This is a genomic window from Serratia sp. CoH_122_TC_1 (assembly GCF_058191755.1).
The window spans coordinates 21,841-36,901 of the sequence record NZ_JBXWLA010000023.1 but is presented as its reverse complement, the minus strand read 5'-3'; the positions used below and the strand labels follow the sequence as shown (position 1 = coordinate 36,901).

Annotated in this window: 26 protein-coding genes; 16 read left to right on the top strand and 10 right to left on the bottom strand. The window is 52.8% G+C overall.

Translation table 11 applies throughout. The annotated features are described in order from the left end of the window. Positions 1-158: 158 nt before the first annotated feature. Both AC2FC2_RS23900 and AC2FC2_RS23895 read right to left on the bottom strand, forming a co-directional pair. A complete protein-coding gene (locus AC2FC2_RS23900; RefSeq protein WP_490659976.1) occupies positions 159-692 on the bottom strand; it encodes a YmfL family putative regulatory protein in 534 nt (177 codons plus the stop codon). Between the two features lie 27 nt (positions 693-719). Further along, positions 720-917 (bottom strand): Cro/CI family transcriptional regulator, encoded by a 198-nt coding sequence (locus AC2FC2_RS23895; RefSeq protein WP_490659975.1) that lies wholly within the window; start codon positions 915-917, stop codon positions 720-722. 80 nt (positions 918-997) lie between these two features. Between AC2FC2_RS23895 and AC2FC2_RS23890 the strand changes: the two genes are divergently transcribed. The 8 genes from AC2FC2_RS23890 to AC2FC2_RS23855 all read left to right on the top strand — a co-directional run bounded on the left by AC2FC2_RS23890 (position 998) and on the right by AC2FC2_RS23855 (position 5,676). Further along, positions 998-1,648, top strand: a complete 651-nt coding sequence (locus tag AC2FC2_RS23890) for a LexA family protein (RefSeq protein WP_490659974.1) — start codon at positions 998-1,000, stop codon at positions 1,646-1,648. Between the two features lie 230 nt (positions 1,649-1,878). Then, positions 1,879-2,217 (top strand): hypothetical protein, encoded by a 339-nt coding sequence (locus tag AC2FC2_RS23885; RefSeq protein ID WP_490659973.1) that lies wholly within the window; start codon positions 1,879-1,881, stop codon positions 2,215-2,217. A gap of 628 nt (positions 2,218-2,845) precedes the next feature. Continuing rightward, positions 2,846-3,376, top strand: a complete 531-nt coding sequence (locus AC2FC2_RS23880) for an HD family hydrolase (RefSeq protein ID WP_490659972.1) — start codon at positions 2,846-2,848, stop codon at positions 3,374-3,376. Then, positions 3,376-3,996 carry a 3'-5' exonuclease gene (locus AC2FC2_RS23875; protein ID WP_490659971.1) on the top strand — a complete coding sequence of 207 codons (621 nt, stop codon included), beginning with the start codon at positions 3,376-3,378 and terminating at the stop codon, positions 3,994-3,996. Before AC2FC2_RS23880 ends, AC2FC2_RS23875 begins: the two co-directional genes overlap by 1 nt. Then, on the top strand, positions 3,993-4,367 hold the full coding sequence (locus tag AC2FC2_RS23870; protein ID WP_490659970.1) for a hypothetical protein: 375 nt from the start codon (positions 3,993-3,995) through the stop codon (positions 4,365-4,367). Before AC2FC2_RS23875 ends, AC2FC2_RS23870 begins: the two co-directional genes overlap by 4 nt. A 1-nt stretch (position 4,368) precedes the next feature. Continuing rightward, positions 4,369-4,665, top strand: coding sequence for a hypothetical protein (locus AC2FC2_RS23865; RefSeq protein ID WP_490659969.1), 297 nt, complete (start codon positions 4,369-4,371; stop codon positions 4,663-4,665). Next, positions 4,662-5,201 carry a phiTE_072 family protein gene (locus AC2FC2_RS23860; protein ID WP_490659968.1) on the top strand — a complete coding sequence of 180 codons (540 nt, stop codon included), beginning with the start codon at positions 4,662-4,664 and terminating at the stop codon, positions 5,199-5,201. The genes AC2FC2_RS23865 and AC2FC2_RS23860 overlap by 4 nt, the downstream gene beginning before the upstream one ends. Beyond that, positions 5,194-5,676 (top strand): hypothetical protein, encoded by a 483-nt coding sequence (locus AC2FC2_RS23855; RefSeq protein ID WP_490659967.1) that lies wholly within the window; start codon positions 5,194-5,196, stop codon positions 5,674-5,676. Before AC2FC2_RS23860 ends, AC2FC2_RS23855 begins: the two co-directional genes overlap by 8 nt. A 32-nt stretch (positions 5,677-5,708) precedes the next feature. Here the strand turns inward: AC2FC2_RS23855 and AC2FC2_RS23850 are convergent, their stop codons facing one another. After that, complete coding sequence (locus tag AC2FC2_RS23850; protein WP_490659966.1) at positions 5,709-5,918, bottom strand: hypothetical protein; 210 nt, start codon at positions 5,916-5,918, stop codon at positions 5,709-5,711. 44 nt (positions 5,919-5,962) lie between these two features. Between AC2FC2_RS23850 and AC2FC2_RS23845 the strand changes: the two genes are divergently transcribed. The 8 genes from AC2FC2_RS23845 to AC2FC2_RS23810 all read left to right on the top strand — a co-directional run bounded on the left by AC2FC2_RS23845 (position 5,963) and on the right by AC2FC2_RS23810 (position 9,434). After that, entirely contained in the window at positions 5,963-6,337 is a 375-nt protein-coding gene (locus AC2FC2_RS23845) for a hypothetical protein (protein WP_490659965.1), read from the top strand. Beyond that, the gene (locus tag AC2FC2_RS23840; protein WP_490659964.1) at positions 6,330-6,620 is read left to right on the top strand and encodes a hypothetical protein; all 291 of its coding nucleotides are present in this window, start codon (positions 6,330-6,332) and stop codon (positions 6,618-6,620) included. Before AC2FC2_RS23845 ends, AC2FC2_RS23840 begins: the two co-directional genes overlap by 8 nt. Before the next feature lie 163 nt (positions 6,621-6,783). After that, the gene (locus AC2FC2_RS23835; protein WP_490659963.1) at positions 6,784-7,032 is read left to right on the top strand and encodes an ead/Ea22-like family protein; all 249 of its coding nucleotides are present in this window, start codon (positions 6,784-6,786) and stop codon (positions 7,030-7,032) included. Between the two features lie 2 nt (positions 7,033-7,034). After that, on the top strand, positions 7,035-7,214 hold the full coding sequence (locus AC2FC2_RS23830; RefSeq protein WP_490659962.1) for a hypothetical protein: 180 nt from the start codon (positions 7,035-7,037) through the stop codon (positions 7,212-7,214). Further along, positions 7,211-7,837, top strand: a complete 627-nt coding sequence (locus tag AC2FC2_RS23825) for a hypothetical protein (RefSeq protein WP_490659961.1) — start codon at positions 7,211-7,213, stop codon at positions 7,835-7,837. The genes AC2FC2_RS23830 and AC2FC2_RS23825 overlap by 4 nt, the downstream gene beginning before the upstream one ends. Beyond that, positions 7,830-8,174 (top strand): hypothetical protein, encoded by a 345-nt coding sequence (locus tag AC2FC2_RS23820; protein ID WP_490659960.1) that lies wholly within the window; start codon positions 7,830-7,832, stop codon positions 8,172-8,174. Before AC2FC2_RS23825 ends, AC2FC2_RS23820 begins: the two co-directional genes overlap by 8 nt. A gap of 56 nt (positions 8,175-8,230) precedes the next feature. Then, positions 8,231-8,482, top strand: coding sequence for a pyocin activator PrtN family protein (locus AC2FC2_RS23815; RefSeq protein WP_490659959.1), 252 nt, complete (start codon positions 8,231-8,233; stop codon positions 8,480-8,482). A gap of 127 nt (positions 8,483-8,609) precedes the next feature. Continuing rightward, positions 8,610-9,434: a pyridoxal phosphatase gene (locus tag AC2FC2_RS23810; RefSeq protein WP_209636192.1), complete on the top strand. Its 825-nt coding sequence runs from the start codon at positions 8,610-8,612 to the stop codon at positions 9,432-9,434. A gap of 39 nt (positions 9,435-9,473) precedes the next feature. On the opposite strand, the gene modC is transcribed toward AC2FC2_RS23810, so the two are convergent. From modC to AC2FC2_RS23775, 7 genes are all read right to left on the bottom strand, one after another. Beyond that, the gene (gene modC, locus AC2FC2_RS23805) at positions 9,474-10,541 is read right to left on the bottom strand and encodes a molybdenum ABC transporter ATP-binding protein ModC (protein ID WP_490308584.1); all 1,068 of its coding nucleotides are present in this window, start codon (positions 10,539-10,541) and stop codon (positions 9,474-9,476) included. Next, entirely contained in the window at positions 10,542-11,231 is a 690-nt protein-coding gene (modB, locus tag AC2FC2_RS23800) for a molybdate ABC transporter permease subunit (RefSeq protein WP_490659958.1), read from the bottom strand. Continuing rightward, positions 11,228-12,001 (bottom strand): molybdate ABC transporter substrate-binding protein, encoded by a 774-nt coding sequence (modA, locus tag AC2FC2_RS23795; RefSeq protein WP_265554280.1) that lies wholly within the window; start codon positions 11,999-12,001, stop codon positions 11,228-11,230. The genes modB and modA overlap by 4 nt, the downstream gene beginning before the upstream one ends. A gap of 157 nt (positions 12,002-12,158) precedes the next feature. Further along, positions 12,159-12,302 (bottom strand): AcrZ family multidrug efflux pump-associated protein, encoded by a 144-nt coding sequence (locus AC2FC2_RS23790; protein WP_037421566.1) that lies wholly within the window; start codon positions 12,300-12,302, stop codon positions 12,159-12,161. Positions 12,303-12,471: 169 nt separating this feature from the next. Beyond that, positions 12,472-13,257 carry an ABC transporter ATP-binding protein gene (locus tag AC2FC2_RS23785; RefSeq protein ID WP_490659957.1) on the bottom strand — a complete coding sequence of 262 codons (786 nt, stop codon included), beginning with the start codon at positions 13,255-13,257 and terminating at the stop codon, positions 12,472-12,474. Continuing rightward, the gene (locus AC2FC2_RS23780; protein ID WP_265554289.1) at positions 13,254-14,303 is read right to left on the bottom strand and encodes a FecCD family ABC transporter permease; all 1,050 of its coding nucleotides are present in this window, start codon (positions 14,301-14,303) and stop codon (positions 13,254-13,256) included. Before AC2FC2_RS23780 ends, AC2FC2_RS23785 begins: the two co-directional genes overlap by 4 nt. Position 14,304: 1 nt before the next feature. Continuing rightward, on the bottom strand, positions 14,305-15,060 hold the full coding sequence (locus AC2FC2_RS23775; RefSeq protein ID WP_490659956.1) for a class I SAM-dependent methyltransferase: 756 nt from the start codon (positions 15,058-15,060) through the stop codon (positions 14,305-14,307). Position 15,061 lies beyond the last annotated feature (1 nt).

Sequence of the window (15,061 nt, the reverse complement as noted above, 5' to 3'; positions counted from 1 at the left end):
GATCCACAACTTCCTGTAACGCGCTGTGGGTGACAGGCAACCAGCCGCCCGGTATTCTCATCACATAACGCAACGGCACCGGCGGTTTAGCGCAGCTTGCAGCTACACAACGAAATTGCCCACGCAAACGAGATTCTGTTAATCTGTTCATGCGTTAATTACTCCACACGTTTAGTTAATGCGCCCGACGCCACAGACCGCATATCTGTGGCGTCACCTTCTCCAAACAACATTTCTGTAACGACCATGATTTCCGCCACCAAACACTGAACACGATAACCTTTTGCTTTCATGCGCTTGCTTTCTTCGCGGTCCAATACGCCGTCAGAGGTTGACTCGTTATGGAAGCGTGCGAACTGGCCCAGAGACGCCAGCAGATCGTTAAATTTGTAAAGCAGCTCCTCATTGCCCATCTGCTCGATTTCCGGCAGCTTCACGAAAACTCCACCAGCGTGCTTGCACATCGCCTCAGTGATATCGCTACGGCCTGATATTGATTCCATTTCTACAGCCATACCCAAAGGCACAACCTGCCCTGACACCTGGCGCACGCGGTTACGTAGTGCGTTCTCTGTGCCGCCAACAGGATCCAACTGCTGCGCCATTGCGCTGTACTTACCTGGGAACTGAGTGATCAGCTTGTGTATCGCTTCGCTGATGTCGTCCTGGGTAGGAAAGTCTTTGTTGTCCACAAGGTTTCTCCGCTTCTGTGGTTTTGGTTATGCCGCCGGAGCGGTAGACTTTTTGTAAAACGAAGGGTCAAAGCTGAGGACCCCGTTTGTTCCTTGATGGAGTCTGTGAGCATCCTTTTCGGGTATTACGTCTTTCCATTGAGAAATTGCAGAATCACTCAACCCCAAAAAACGGGCCACCTCCTTCTGGGTAGTGAAATGTCTAACTACGTCTTTCTTAAGCATCAAACAGCCCTCCTTTTAAGTGTTCTTAAATTGTTAATCAGAAGGACTCTTAAGTCAATTGAATTTAAGATTGCTTAAATATGGAAACTACAACGATCGGTCAGCGCATACGCGCTCAAAGAAAAGCTCTGCGTCTTTCGCAGGAAAAGTTGGGGTCTCGCATCGGCGTTGCTGGCGGGGCAATTTCTCAATGGGAAGGGGACAAGACCAGGCCTATTGGGGAGAACTTAATGCGACTAGCTGCTGAGTTGCGTCTATCTCCAGATTTTATCTTAACTGGTAAGAATGCTAGTAATAACTTAGCCCCTTCCGAACTTGACTCCTCTAGCGCCCCAATAATCACGTACATCCAAGCAAAGGCATGGGGAAAAGATAGTAGCTATAGAGAATTAGACGGTGGTTTTAACTTCATTCAAACAAACATAGACTTATCTAGATCGGCTTTTGCCTTGAAGATTAAAGGTCGTGGTATGGAGCCAGAGTTTAATGAAGGGGACATTGTGTTCATAGATCCCTTGGTTACGCCACTTCCTGGTAATTTCGTTCTAGCCGAAATAGAAGATAACGAAGTTCTTTTCTTAAAATATCGCCCAAGAGGCAAAGATGTTAATGGAGAGGTTTTCGAACTATCCCCACTTAACGATGATTACGCCAAGTACAGGTCTGACACCTCAAGAATTCGTATCATTGGTGTAATGGTCGAGCACCGCAGATACAGAACCACATCATAAAGTCATAAAATTAAACCGCTGTGAGCGGTTTTTTTTGTTTTCGCAAATCATCCAGTCTCCCATCATCTTTAAATTTAAGTTTACTTCAAAAAATACCTTGCAGATAATCTTAAGATGTCTTAAATTTATCCCATCAACAGCGAACAGGCAGGACGCCCACGAAGTAGCCGCCCGAGGCACACGAAGATCGGGATGATTCGCTTACCAGGTTCACAGCAGAGGGTTACACGATGGCACACGTAAACACAGCAAAGCAGATCGAACAATTCAAAAAGATAGCGCCGGCTATCGTGGAAAACGTAAAAGCACGTGTAACCAGCGAAATGGAATCCGATGAAATCATGCACGCCATTCACGAAGAAATCCTGAGCTTCTTCATGAAGCAACAACAGATGGCGGTTGAATACGTGACTTTCAACGAAGACCAACACGCCAACTTTGCTTCGCTAATGTACACCCTGCTTGAACCATTGGTTGGTGCATTTAAAGGGACGGTAAATCCCAAATACGCTGCATATGTGGCCACCACAGGGAAAACTGGAGCACTTAATTTCATGGTGAACGCATAACTAACAACCGCGCCCTACGGGGCGCACTGAGGCAATCATGAGCGCAAAAGGTTGGAAGGCTTTGGTCTATAGCGTTGTGGCTTGTATCCCGTTCTGGTTGGTTGTTGGTTTTTGTGTAGTTGTAGTAGTCGCCGGGTAACCGGCGCACATCGGCATGCTCACTCGCCCTTTCCTTCAGTTCTGGGAGTGGTGGAGAATCCTGAAGCTCATGAGTGAGCAGCCCGATGTGGTATCCGGTGATAGACGGGCTCCCTCTCCGTCTGTGGGTTCGACTCCTTCACCACACCAAATGCGCCGCGTCGGCGGCACTGCAGCGAAAGCAAGCGCAGATATCCGACGGTAATGCGATTTGCTGTGTGTAGTGAAGCCTTTGCGGCTGTTCCATGGGTTGGTGTCAGCCGCATTTTTTTTACATATCAGGTGGCGTACTGTTTCGGGTTCCCCTTATCCCTTTACACAGTATAAAGCCCCGGCGCGGTGCGCCACCTGATGTGTGAGTAATTAACCGGGAGCCAGCGCTATGCGGGTGTCTGGCCTCCATTCTTAAAACCCGATTTTCTATCTGCGAAAAGTTGCCAATTCTGGCAGGGCTTCGCTTTGCCGAAAATCAGTGTTGGGGAATTAACGTATGAGTTGGATAACCACTTTTACCGGGCGTCATTTCAACTATGCCGCGCCAACCGCAGAGAGTATCTGCATTGAAGATATCGCCCAGGCGCTGTCCCATGAATGCCGCTTTGCCGGTCACCTGCCTAATTTTTACAGCGTGGCCCAGCATTCAGTGCTGTGCAGTCAAATCGTAGCGCCTGAGTTCGCTCTGGAAGCGCTGATGCACGATGCCACTGAAGCCTATTGCAAAGATATCCCTGCCCCACTTAAGCGCCTGCTGCCAGATTATCAGCGGATCGAGGACCAGTTAGACGCGGCGATCCGCCAACGCTTTGGCCTGCCACTGCAGATGGATATCGCAGTTAAGTATGCCGACCTGGTGATGCTGGCTACCGAGCGCCGTGATCTGGATATCGATGATGGTGAAGCATGGCCAATGCTGGAAGGAATATTCCCGGCTGACATCGTGATCAACCCAGCAATGCCAGTGCAGGCGCGGGCAATGTTTATCGCTCGCTTTAATGAGTTAGCCACTCAGGGAGTGCTGTGATGATTAACACTATCACGATCGATACTGAAACCATGGACGTGGTGCCGTCGGCGGTGCTCCTATCAATCGGCGCGTTTGCTTTCGACATTGACGACGTTCGTCAGACCCAGCAAAGCATCATCAAAGTGGCGCGCGATGGAGAACTGGCGGACTTCTCTGAAAATGCCTTCTACTGCCTGGCTGATACCTTCGATCAGTTGATGAAAGGTCGCACCGTCAGCACAGAAACCCAGGGCTTCTGGCGTAAGCAAGGCGAAGAGGCTCATGAGGCTTTAATCGGTGACCGTGAACCTCTGCGCCAATGTCTCGAGCTGCTGTCCTACTGGATTAAGGATCACCCTGACGCGCGGATCTTCTTCCGTGGTACCGACTTTGACGGATCGATCCTCGAAAATGCCTACCGCATGTATGAGATCGAATGCCCGTGGCACTGGGGCGGGAAGCGCGATGTTCGAACTTATATCGATGCTATGACCAAAGGCACCAAAGGTTACCTGCCTAAAACCCACCAGCCATGCTTCGCGTTGGTTAAACATAACTCCCTGCATGACGCCATGAACGATGCAGAGCAGATGGCCATTGCCTATCAACTGAATAGCCAGCAGGTAGGTGCAGCATGACTGAAGTATTGACCTACGAAGCCATGAAGACAAAGTGCGATGCGCTGCTGATGGAGAATGTAGCGCGAGGTGAAATCATCGAACGCCTGATCGGTATCTTCGGAGCATCCGGCTATCACGCCGTGCAGAATTCTATCGACCCATGCAGCGCTCTGATGTACGACGCCATGCAAGCGTTGAAGGGTTCAGGAACCTCCGCCGCCCTTACCGCTGTCGAAGCGCGGGGAGTTGAGACACTCATCGAGCGTAAGCTGAAGCAACTTGCCAACATGCACCCCGACACTCACGCATTTGGCGCTACAGCCATGTCTCTGCGTGCCCAGATTAATGAGCTGCAAGCATTCGCCATCAAGCTGCGGGAGGGTAAATAACATGGCCTGTAATTGCTTTGAAAAAACAGCCGCGCTGTTCAAGCAGCGTATTTCAGAGAAGGTCGGTGATGCGCTTGGCGAAATTGAAGATGCTGGGTTCGAGAACTCACTCTACAACTTCAGCGGCGGCGATCATTCCCCGGTGGCGATGAATTTTAAATTCCGCTACTACCGCAAGCGCAAGGGCGGCGGACTCGCTACCAACCAGACCAAAGCAGATCACCTTTGCATGATGAGTTACTGCCCTCTCTGTGGGACGAAATTCGAAGGCGACGAAAAGCTGCTGGAGGCCAAATGAAAATCACCGAAACCAAAGTTCAGAGCCTCGAAATCACAGAAGTCGAACGCCTCGACCCTATCCGCGTTATGGCTGAGAACTACGAGCCAGGACAAGGCCGCATCACTATAACCTGCTATGGCAAAGCGTGGACTTCGGCTTGGTTTGCGATGGATGGCGACACCGTACAGGCGTTTTTCATTCGCGTGTCGAATGACTATTTGATCGACAATTTCGCCCCACAGCTAAACAGCGAAGTTGATGACGACAACGAAGCGAACCTTGAGTTTGTGAAGGCGGAAATCTGCAAGCTGCGTCGTGATGACGAGCTATCGCGTGCTGACGCTCGCAAGCTATGGGGGGAATGCGAATACGCCGACGACGTAAAGGAATATGTCTGTTCTATGGGTATATCGACGGCCCCCAAAGGATTGTTTGGTGATGACCCTTGGTATGCACGCTGGCCTACCGTCCCTAACCACGAATACCAATACCTGGAACGCATTCTGGATGCGGTACGTGAAGCACTGAAGCAAGTGGAGGTGAACCGTGACTGAGAAAAAATATTGCTATCGCTATGTAGACGGCAACGACAGCCAGGGCCGCCCGATCGTCATGCTGTGGGAGCGAGTTATTCTGCGCGAAACCGAAAAGACCTTCTGGCACGTTCACGATATGCCGCTCATGTCACTTGAGAACATGCGCAAGTATCACTCCAGACCAAGCAATAAGCAGATTAAGCGCTGCCTGAAAAATGCAGCACGCTCTGGTTACCACATGACTAAAGAGCAAGCCATGCAGGCGTTTATTTATCGTAAAGCATTCCAACTTAACCGTATCCGCCTAACCGCTGAGACGGTAGAGCTTTGCCTCAACGGGCTGCAAGAAGCTGGGCACGTGAAAATTAATCGTCTGGATGATGGCCTGCAAGTAAACAAATCCGGCGCGGTTATCAGCGTTCCAAATGGTGAATTCCTCGCATCTAATCATCCCGGCCCTGTCGCATCAACTTTTAGCTGGGGTGAATACTGATGGACAATAAGCTGAGCGAACTGAGCAGCCAGTTACCAGCCGCGAGGGATTTTATCGGTTCTCATCACCATGCGCATGGCTGCTTCATATCTGGCCCTTTCCTCTTGGTTTGCGCCAGCCTTGGATGCGCGGATGAATTCTTCCATTAGATGACGAGCAAGCATGTCACGGTCGATTTCACCATTGCCCTCGTGAATTAATTGGTCAACAGCTTTGCCAATTATTTCATATGTGGAAATCACTTGGCACCTCTGGGGTTTTTGACTAACGATTTGGAGAATTTACAGTGAACAATAAGCAATTACAAAACATTAGCAAGCCGATGTGTACCGATGAGCGCCCTTGCATAAACTGTTTTTCAGGAAACGGGCCTTGCACTGTTGAAAATGCCACTACTGCTGACATGAAAGAGCCAGTTGCATACAGCTGGGTAGGCTTCCCTAACCGAAAGCAACTTACCCGCGCCGAGCCTGAGAGCTGGAAAAATCCGCGCGACCTATCACCTCTCTACTCGCAAGAGTACGTATCCGCCCTGCTGGCAGAGCTGAAATCTTCACAGGCAATTGCCAATGAGTACCAGCAACTGATGTACCACATGGACGCCGTTGGCTACTTCTACGAGTTTCAGCGCGACAAGGTCATGGAGCAGAGCAATGGATAAATTCAACGAAATTAATAACGCATTCGAAAATCACATCAAAAACGCAGGTCTCAACGATGATTCTGTCGTCACAATTCGAGAGTGCCGCGCCGCACTGGCGCACGTGATTGAGCAGCAACCAGCATTCAGCTGCGTTGACGGAGTTAAGGAGTTTGCAGCGGAAATGCTCGCACGTGCTGACGATAGCCAAAACTCGCTACCTGATGATGTGCGTGCCGGGATGCGGACTGCTGCTGCGTTCGCCAATCTGTTTATTGATTTGAGTGAGGCACCGCATGGATAAATTCAGCGACCTGAAAGCGGCCGCAATGGCCGCAACGCAGGGTGACTGGCGCTAATCGCGTTCTGGGTTCAACTCAATAGTACAAGCCTCGGTTACATTGCCGAGGGGTGGCAATTCTAGCGTCGTCCTATGCAAGCTTTTCCGCTCTGAATGGCGGGGAGAGTTGAACACAGCGCATGATGCTGCATTCATCGCCGCGGCTAACCCTGCTGTCGTTCTCGATTTGCTGGCAGAGCTGGGAGCGAAGGATAAGCGCATCGCCGAGCTGGAAGCCAAGCTGGCTACTCCGGTGCGGTTGCCTGAAGGCCTGGCGCAAAAAATCAAAGTGACTGGTTACTATGAGGCGCTAAACGAGATGATGGATTGCGTACGCGCTGCTGGCTTCCTCTTCACCGCAGAGGGGGATGAGTAGCCATGGAATTTTCTGAACAAGTTGCAATTGCTGCCATCAAGGCCGCAAGCGATATCACGGTAGCGAAGATTAACGCTAAAGGTCACAAGTTTGATGCCTATACAGGTCCGATGAACTGGTTCAAGAAATCCCTTGCTGAGGTCATTGAAGCGATGGAAAAAGAAATGAAGGTGAAGCCATGACACATACACTAACGACTAATCGCCAGCAGTTTGATCAATGGTGGCATGAAGAGTATTGCCACTTAGAAGGTTCTAGTGAAGCCGCATTCGTAAAGCACGTGGCATGGGAAGCAATGCAGAAGGCCCGCGAACTCCTAGCTAACCGGGAGGTGCAGTCGTTGTATCAGTTCATCTACAACAATCCCTATGAAGAGGGTTATACGGAATGGGTAGATTGCAATAAAGAATACTTCAATGGCGTACCTAAAGATTGCCGAAGAATTCTCTACGCGTCCCCGCCAGCGCCAGCAGTGCCGGATGAATCAGACCCTCGCGATGCGTTTGAATCTGCGTTCCCGATGCCAAAATATGTAGTTCGTTGCGGCACCGGATATGCCGTTACGGCTTATTCTGCTTGGGGGGCTCATGATTTCAAGGAAAGATGGGAAGGCTGGAACGCCTGCCGCGCCGCAATGCTGGCTCAACCTGTAGGTAGCGGTTTCAAGTTGGTGCCGGTTGAGCCTACGTGCAGTATGTGCAGCGCAGGTAGTGAAGCCATCAGGTCCGTGGAATACCAAAGCGACGTAGCACCCACTGTGTACAAAGCAATGCTGGCAGCAGCACCGGAGGGCAGCAATGGCTAAGACGGATGCTGAACGTAAAGCTGCACAACGTGAGCGCCAGCGCAAAGCGGGAGTTGTTCCTTTTGAGCTTAAGCTTGATCAGCAGGAAATAAAAATGTTGCGGGAAAACTGTGCTGCCCGTCGGCCACAACGTGATCCGTATGATATAGACGAGTACATCACAATGCTGATCAGGAAGGATAACGCCGAATTAAAAAAGCAGTTGGCGGCACGTGATAACCGGTGCTGCGGTAAGTGCAAGGACAAGCTACCAGGAGATCCAGATGGCTGTTACTTCCTCGGTGATTCTGAGTGCTGGCAAACCTACGGATGGCACGAAACTAAATTAACAGTGTGACATGTCACGATTGAATTAATGCCCGTATGCGGCGGGCTTAACGTGTGGAGATAATCATGAATACAATGTTTTTGTTGATGGCTGAATATGAAAAGTCCAATATTCCCCTATCAGAAATTGCAGAACGTTACCTCGGCCTAAAACCTGCAACCGCTGAACAGAAAGCTGCAGAGGGAAGGCTACCCATTGCGACGTTTCGTGTTGGTAATACTCAGAAAGCACCGCGTTTAGTGCATATCGAAGACCTGGCCGCGCTAATTGATCTACGCCGGAAAGAAGCAAAAGAAGAGCTGGAACGCTGCAGATAAGCTGTGTGGGGTTCGCCCCACCAGCACCCCTATAGCACCCCGCAAACACGTAATACATTGATTTATAAGCACCACAAATAAGATGTACCATCGGTTTAATTTTGTTGCTAACGATAATGAGATCCCTATGAGCTACCGCGTCATTGCCCTCGATCTGGATGGCACCTTGCTGGACACCCAAAAACGCATCTTACCGCAGTCACTGGCGGCCCTGGCTGAAGCACGTGCCGCCGGCGTCAAAGTGGTGGTGGTCACCGGTCGTCATCATGTGGCGATCCATCCGTTCTATCAGGCACTGGAGATAGACACCCCAGCAATCTGTTGCAACGGCACCTATTTGTATGACTTCCAGCAGAAAAAAGTGCTGGCTGCCGATCCACTGGAAAAAGATCAGGCTCGGTTGGTACTGCAGATGCTAAAACAAAGCGATATCCATGGTCTGATGTACGTTGACGATGCCATGCTATATCAGGATACGAGTGGCCACGTCACCCGTTCATTAGCCTGGGCGGAAACCCTGCCACCGGCGCAACGCCCAACACTGCTGCAGGTCAACAGCCTGGCTCAAGCAGCCGATGAAGCGCAGTCCATCTGGAAGTTCGCCACCTCGCATGCCGATATTCCTGCGCTGCGCAACTTCGCTGAAACAGTGGAAAAAGAACTGGGGTTGGCGTGCGAATGGTCGTGGCACGATCAGGTCGATATCGCTAAAGGCGGTAACAGCAAGGGGAAACGCCTGCAGCAGTGGGTCGAGTCACAGGGCCTGAGCATGGATCAGGTGGTGGCCTTTGGGGATAACTACAACGATCTCAGTATGCTGGAAGCGGTCGGATTGGGTGTGGCAATGGGCAATGCCGATGATGCCATCAAACAACGTGCCGATTTGGTGATCGCCGATCACTTGCAACCCGGCATCGCCGAGGTGATCCGCACGCGTGTGCTGGGCCAGTAATGATGCCATGCCCTCTCCAAAATAGATGAGAGGGCATTTTCAACGAGCTTCCCGGCTGATAGACACGCTTTTAACCTGTGCATACAGCCACTGTCCCGGCCGGATCGCCAATTCGTCTCGCGCCCATGGCGTAATCCGCGCCCACAGTACGCTTTCCCCTACCGCCAGTTTCACCTCTACCTGCCCATCGACCTCCAGGCACTCGGTCACCTTGGCGGGCAGAACGTTGCGAATACTGCTGTTGACCGGCGGTTGTAACACCAAAGAGACATCGGCGGCATTGATTCGTATACGCAGTTGAGCCCCCAATGCGGCGTCAACACCGCTGACCCACAGGCGTTGGTCACCCAGTGCCAGCGCAGTCATCGCATAGCGCGCATGGTGTTCGATCACACTGACACGCAACACGCTGCTCTGATCTTCACGCTGTAACCACGGACGCAATGCACTGCTGGCCCACACCTCTTCCAGCCCACCGAATGCCCGTACCTGGCCGTTATCCAGCACCATCACCTGCTCCGCTAACTGCAGAATTTCATCCATGCTGTGGCTAACGTAGAGGATTGGGATATTGACGTCCTGTGCCAGTCGCTCCAGGTAGGGTAGCAACTCACGTTTACGCGGCAGATCCAGTGATGCCAAGGGTTCATCCATCAACAGCAGCTCGGGGGCAGTCAGCAAAGCGCGACCAATCGCCACTCGCTGTTTCTCTCCCCCTGACAACGTCAACGGAAGACGATTGAGCAGCGAGCCGATCCCCAAAAGCTCAACAATGCTGTCGAACTGCTTGCGCATGCCAGCTGCCATGCCGTATTGCAGGTTGCCGCGCACCCGGTAATGCGGGAACAGCCGCGCATCCTGAAACACATAGCCAATACGGCGTTTTTCCGGCGGCAGACAAAGCCCCTGATCGGTATCCACCAGCGTACGGCCATTGAGCACAATGCGCCCCTGTTGCAGAGGTGTCAGACCGCCGACGGCGTTGATTAATGAGGTTTTACCTGCGCCAGACAGACCAAAGATGGCGGTGATGCCCTGGGCGGGCAGATCGGCGCGGACGTTAAGATTCAGATCGCCAAGCCGTTGGGAAAAATCCAGTTCCAGCATTTACACGCCCATCCGTTTGCGACCCCAGCGGGCCAGCCACTCGGAAACCATCAGTGAAACCAGTGACAACACAATGGCAATCACACACAAGCGCGCAGCGGCGGCTTCTGCCCCCGGCGTTTCTATCAGGGTATACATCGCCAGCGGGATGGTGCGCGTTTCACCGGGAATATTGGAAACAAAGGTAATGGTGGCGCCGAACTCGCCCAATGAGCGGGCAAAAGCCAGCACCACGCCAACAATGACGCCGGGTAACGATAATGGCAACGTGATGGTGAAAAACACCCGCCATGGGTTAGCGCCAAGCGTACGGGCAGCATGCTCTAAACGGGTATCCACCGCTTCCAGCGCCAACCGAATGGCACGCACCATCAGCGGGAATGCCACCACCGCAGAAGCCAAGGCAGCGCCGCGCCAACTGAAGCTGAAACTGAAACCGAACCAGTCATACAGCCATTCGCCAATAACGCCGCGCCGCCCCATGGCGATCAGCAATAAATAGCCGACCACCACGGGCGGCAGCACCAACGGCAGGTGAATAATACTGTCCAACAGTGACTTGCCGGGGAAGCGGCAGCGAACCAACACCCAGGCCATCAAAATGCCAAAGGGCAAGCTGCACACCACCGCCAGGGCGGACACTTTCAGGCTCAGCTCTACCGCCTGCCATTCGTACTCACTCAACATCATTTACGCGGGGAGAATCCATAATGTTTGAAAATAGCAGCCGCTTCTGGGCCCTTCAGGTAGCTGTAGAACGCACTAACGGCCGGTGTTTGATGACCTTTAACGATCGCCATCGGGTATTCAACCGGTTTATGGCTGTCTTCTGGGAAGATGGCCACAACGCTGACTTTATCACTGGCTACCGCGTCTGAACCATAAACAATGCCCAACGGCGCTTCGCCGCGCTCCACTAACGCCATAGCGCTACGTACATTGTTGGCCCGTGCCAGCTTAGGTTCCAGTGCGGTCCAGGCACCGAGGTTTTGCAGTGCTTCCTTGGCATAGATACCGGCCGGTACGTGGTCCGGATCGCCCACCGACAGACGGCCCCCATTGAGCAGTTTTGTCCAATCGGTTTGTTTATCAAGCGTAATTTTAGCCTGTTTGGCATCTTTAGCGGCGATCAGCACCAGTTCGTTACCCAACAGGGTATAACGCGTGTCTTTAACCATCTGCTGTTTGTCGATGGCATAGTCCATCCACTGCTGGTCGGCAGAGATAAATAAATCAGCGGGAGCGCCCTGCTCAATCTGACGTGCCAGCGTGGAGGACGAGGCGAATGAAGACACCACCTGGACATCCTTGCCTTTCTGATACTGGGTTGCGATGTCCTGCAGCGCGTTAGTCAGCGATGCTGCTGCAAAAACGGTAATTTTATCTGCCGCAGACGCCTGCATGACCATACCGGATGCCAATACGATACCGCCGACCCACTTAGTCCATTGCTGTTTCATTGTTTTCTCCGCAAGTTAACGTGCATTATCACTCTTCGTTATATAAAAAATAATATAACGTCGCGCAGAAGCTTGTCATGCGGTTTATCGGCAGAGTGGGACATAACTTGAGAAACACCCGCCGAACGGCGCCGACGGGTATAAGGAAGGGGTGGTACTAGGTACGATTCTCTTTAGAATGGCCCACTTTGGAGAAAATGTTGAACACCTCACCCAAACCGTAGATCAACCCGAGAATGATAGCCATCACAATAGGTACCATCACGACGGCGAACAGCAAACTTTCCAATAATTCCAACATGGTAGCCTCACTTAACTGCCCATTGAGCGGTAATGAACACCGCCACGTAATCTCTACTTTAAACCAAAATACAGACTAAAACGTGCTTATTTTAAAGGCTGCACGACATTTGTAACCGGCCAAACGTGCCATTTGTGCAGCGATGCGTCATACCGACTGCCGATAGACGTTATTGAGCAGGATAATAGATCAACGGTGCGGCATAATCGCTAACCGATGCCACGCGGGCATTAACAGCATACACGTCGCGAATCGTCTCAGGCGTTAGCACCTGCTGCGGTGGGCCAAAGGCATGCAAACGCCTCTCTTTCAACAGCATCAGTCGGTCGCAGTAATTGGCCGCCAAATTCAGATCGTGCAGCGATACCACCACGCTGATGCCCAAACGTCGCAGTAAAGCCATAAACTGTTGCTGGTGGGCAATATCAAGGTGATTAGCGGGTTCATCCAGCAGCAGCCATGGCGTTTGCTGTGCCAATGCGCGCGCCAGATGGACGCGCTGCTGCTCGCCGCCCGACAACTGATGCCATTCTCGCTCAGCAAGCGATGATATTCCCACCTGCTCCATTGCCTGTCCGGCAATGCGGTAATCTTCTGCGCTAAATCCCGCCCAACGGCTGGCGTACACCAAGCGTCCAAGCAACACCACGTCCTTTACCGGTATGGCAAAGGCGCTGGGTCCAGACTGCTCGAGGAACGTCATCCGTTTAGCCCGCTCGTGCCCCTTCAACGTGGCAATATCCGTCTCGTGCAGATAAATCCGCCCACGACTGGGCGGGATCAACCCTGCCAACAGTTTGAGTAGCGTGGATTTTCCGCTACCGTTAACGCCCAACACGCCGGTAACCTCGCCGGGACGCGCCTGAAAACTGAGGTCGTCCAGCACCACATTTTCCGGCGTTGACCACCCCACATGTTCAACACGCAACCCGGATACAGCGTTTTCAGCCCTCATGCGTTTATTTTCCGATAGAGCAATGCCAGAAACACCGGGACGCCCAACAACGCAGTCAGTACTCCAACCGGTAATTCACGGGGTGCGAACAGGGTTCTGGCCAGCGTATCTGCTGCAACGGCAAACAGCGCACCGCACAATGCGCTGGCGGGTAGCAACAGCCGGTGGCGCGGTCCAACCAGGAGCCTGGCGACATGGGGCACCGTCAGGCCGATGAACCCCACCGCACCGCTGAACGCGACAATCACGGCGGTCAGTGCCATGGTAATGACATACAGCAGCAGCTTCAGTGGCACCACCGCCACCCCCAAAGAGGCCGCGGTCAGGCCTCCGAAAGCCAGTGCGTCCAGCTCCCCTGCCTTCATCCAGCAAATCAATAATGCCACGACCAGCAGCAACGCAATCAGAGCCACCTGCGGCCAACGAGCGTCACTAAAAGATCCCAGCAGCCAAAACATCACGCCGCGAGTGGTATTGGCGTCCGCTTGCCACAGGGTAATCAGCGAGGTCAGGGCAGAAAGCAGCTGCGTAACCGCAACGCCGGCCAGAATAAATAATGATGACTCCGCATGCAGAGCGCGCCCACCGAGCAGTAAAACCAGCGCAAACGCGCCGGCAGCACCGATAAATGCCCCGCCAGATACCGACAGCAAACCACCACCCACGCCAAAAACCAGCACCAGAACTGCGCCCACACCTGCACCGGAAGAGATCCCCAATACCCAGGGATCGGCCAGTGGGTTGCGCGTCAGCGACTGCAGGAGCGTACCGGCCAGCGCCAATCCGGCCCCCGCTACCGCAGCCAGCAAGGCTCTTGGCATTCTCAGCGACCAGATTATCCGTTGATAGACATCCGTGTTTCCGCAGGCATCAGCAGCTCCGGGGGCAAATAAAATATGCCACGCATCCTGCAGCGATATCGGGGCCGGTCCATACAAAGACGCACCCAGTAAAAACAGCGGTAACGTCAGGGTGAGCATTAACAGCCAGCAGCCCCCAGAGCCCCCCGGCAAGCGAGTGAAACGACGACGTACGGACCCATCCATGTTATTTCCAGCCTGCAATCACGTAGTCATCCAGCCATTGCCAGACCGACCCTGCCTCTTTAAAACCCGCCTGTATCAAACTGGCGACGTGAAAGTCCAATGCTACCGCAGGGGGCACTGGACGCCCGGCGAACAGGCTCTCCCTCTGTTGCTGGTATTGTGCCAATTCAGGCAGTTGCTGCACCTTGGCAAACCACTGGTCCCAGTCCTCAACCCCCTCTTGCCACGCCCGCTGTTGTGTCTGGTCATCGTGCTGTTCGGCGAGCGTTTTAATGCGTGGGTGCCGGTGATCAAAACGCTGGTGATCCGCATTCAAAAACACGCCACCGTCGGGCAATAGTTCGACAATGTTACGATACAAAACCCCCAATTGTTCCGGCATTAGCCAGTACAGTGCGGTACTGGAAACCGCCGCTTGCGGTGCGGAGCCACCTAGAGATGCAAAACAGTCAGGATCGGCGAGATCGGCCTGAAGGATACGGACCCGATCGCCGTATTCCGCTAAGGCGCCACGGGCAATTGCCAGCAATAATGGATCCAAATCCATTGCCGTCACCTTGGCTCTCGGGAAGCGTTGAAGGATGCGCAAGCTGAGTGAACCTGGCCCACAGGCCAGATCCAGCACATGAAAATCCTGGCCTACCGAGAGTTCCAGTACATCCAACTGTGCACTGAAACGCGCTTCCCGCTCGGCGATGTAGGCACCTTGTTGTTGATCCCATGAGGCCAGCAGTGAAGAGAATGAAAGGGAGGACATA

What these genes read in the sequence shown, in the direction of transcription:
- AC2FC2_RS23895 (WP_490659975.1), bottom strand. Translation starts at nt 917, where the DNA reads ATGCTTAAGAAAGACGTAGTTAGACATTTCACTACCCAGAAGGAGGTG.
- AC2FC2_RS23890 (WP_490659974.1), top strand. Translation starts at nt 998, where the DNA reads ATGGAAACTACAACGATCGGTCAGCGCATACGCGCTCAAAGAAAAGCT.
- AC2FC2_RS23885 (WP_490659973.1), top strand. Translation starts at nt 1,879, where the DNA reads ATGGCACACGTAAACACAGCAAAGCAGATCGAACAATTCAAAAAGATA.
- AC2FC2_RS23880 (WP_490659972.1), top strand. Translation starts at nt 2,846, where the DNA reads ATGAGTTGGATAACCACTTTTACCGGGCGTCATTTCAACTATGCCGCG.
- AC2FC2_RS23875 (WP_490659971.1), top strand. Translation starts at nt 3,376, where the DNA reads ATGATTAACACTATCACGATCGATACTGAAACCATGGACGTGGTGCCG.
- AC2FC2_RS23870 (WP_490659970.1), top strand. Translation starts at nt 3,993, where the DNA reads ATGACTGAAGTATTGACCTACGAAGCCATGAAGACAAAGTGCGATGCG.
- AC2FC2_RS23865 (WP_490659969.1), top strand. Translation starts at nt 4,369, where the DNA reads ATGGCCTGTAATTGCTTTGAAAAAACAGCCGCGCTGTTCAAGCAGCGT.
- AC2FC2_RS23860 (WP_490659968.1), top strand. Translation starts at nt 4,662, where the DNA reads ATGAAAATCACCGAAACCAAAGTTCAGAGCCTCGAAATCACAGAAGTC.
- AC2FC2_RS23840 (WP_490659964.1), top strand. Translation starts at nt 6,330, where the DNA reads ATGGATAAATTCAACGAAATTAATAACGCATTCGAAAATCACATCAAA.
- AC2FC2_RS23830 (WP_490659962.1), top strand. Translation starts at nt 7,035, where the DNA reads ATGGAATTTTCTGAACAAGTTGCAATTGCTGCCATCAAGGCCGCAAGC.
- AC2FC2_RS23825 (WP_490659961.1), top strand. Translation starts at nt 7,211, where the DNA reads ATGACACATACACTAACGACTAATCGCCAGCAGTTTGATCAATGGTGG.
- AC2FC2_RS23820 (WP_490659960.1), top strand. Translation starts at nt 7,830, where the DNA reads ATGGCTAAGACGGATGCTGAACGTAAAGCTGCACAACGTGAGCGCCAG.
- AC2FC2_RS23815 (WP_490659959.1), top strand. Translation starts at nt 8,231, where the DNA reads ATGAATACAATGTTTTTGTTGATGGCTGAATATGAAAAGTCCAATATT.
- AC2FC2_RS23810 (WP_209636192.1), top strand. Translation starts at nt 8,610, where the DNA reads ATGAGCTACCGCGTCATTGCCCTCGATCTGGATGGCACCTTGCTGGAC.
- modC (WP_490308584.1), bottom strand. Translation starts at nt 10,541, where the DNA reads ATGCTGGAACTGGATTTTTCCCAACGGCTTGGCGATCTGAATCTTAAC.
- modB (WP_490659958.1), bottom strand. Translation starts at nt 11,231, where the DNA reads ATGATGTTGAGTGAGTACGAATGGCAGGCGGTAGAGCTGAGCCTGAAA.
- modA (WP_265554280.1), bottom strand. Translation starts at nt 12,001, where the DNA reads ATGAAACAGCAATGGACTAAGTGGGTCGGCGGTATCGTATTGGCATCC.
- AC2FC2_RS23790 (WP_037421566.1), bottom strand. Translation starts at nt 12,302, where the DNA reads ATGTTGGAATTATTGGAAAGTTTGCTGTTCGCCGTCGTGATGGTACCT.
- AC2FC2_RS23785 (WP_490659957.1), bottom strand. Translation starts at nt 13,257, where the DNA reads ATGAGGGCTGAAAACGCTGTATCCGGGTTGCGTGTTGAACATGTGGGG.
- AC2FC2_RS23780 (WP_265554289.1), bottom strand. Translation starts at nt 14,303, where the DNA reads ATGGATGGGTCCGTACGTCGTCGTTTCACTCGCTTGCCGGGGGGCTCT.
- AC2FC2_RS23775 (WP_490659956.1), bottom strand. Translation starts at nt 15,060, where the DNA reads ATGTCCTCCCTTTCATTCTCTTCACTGCTGGCCTCATGGGATCAACAA.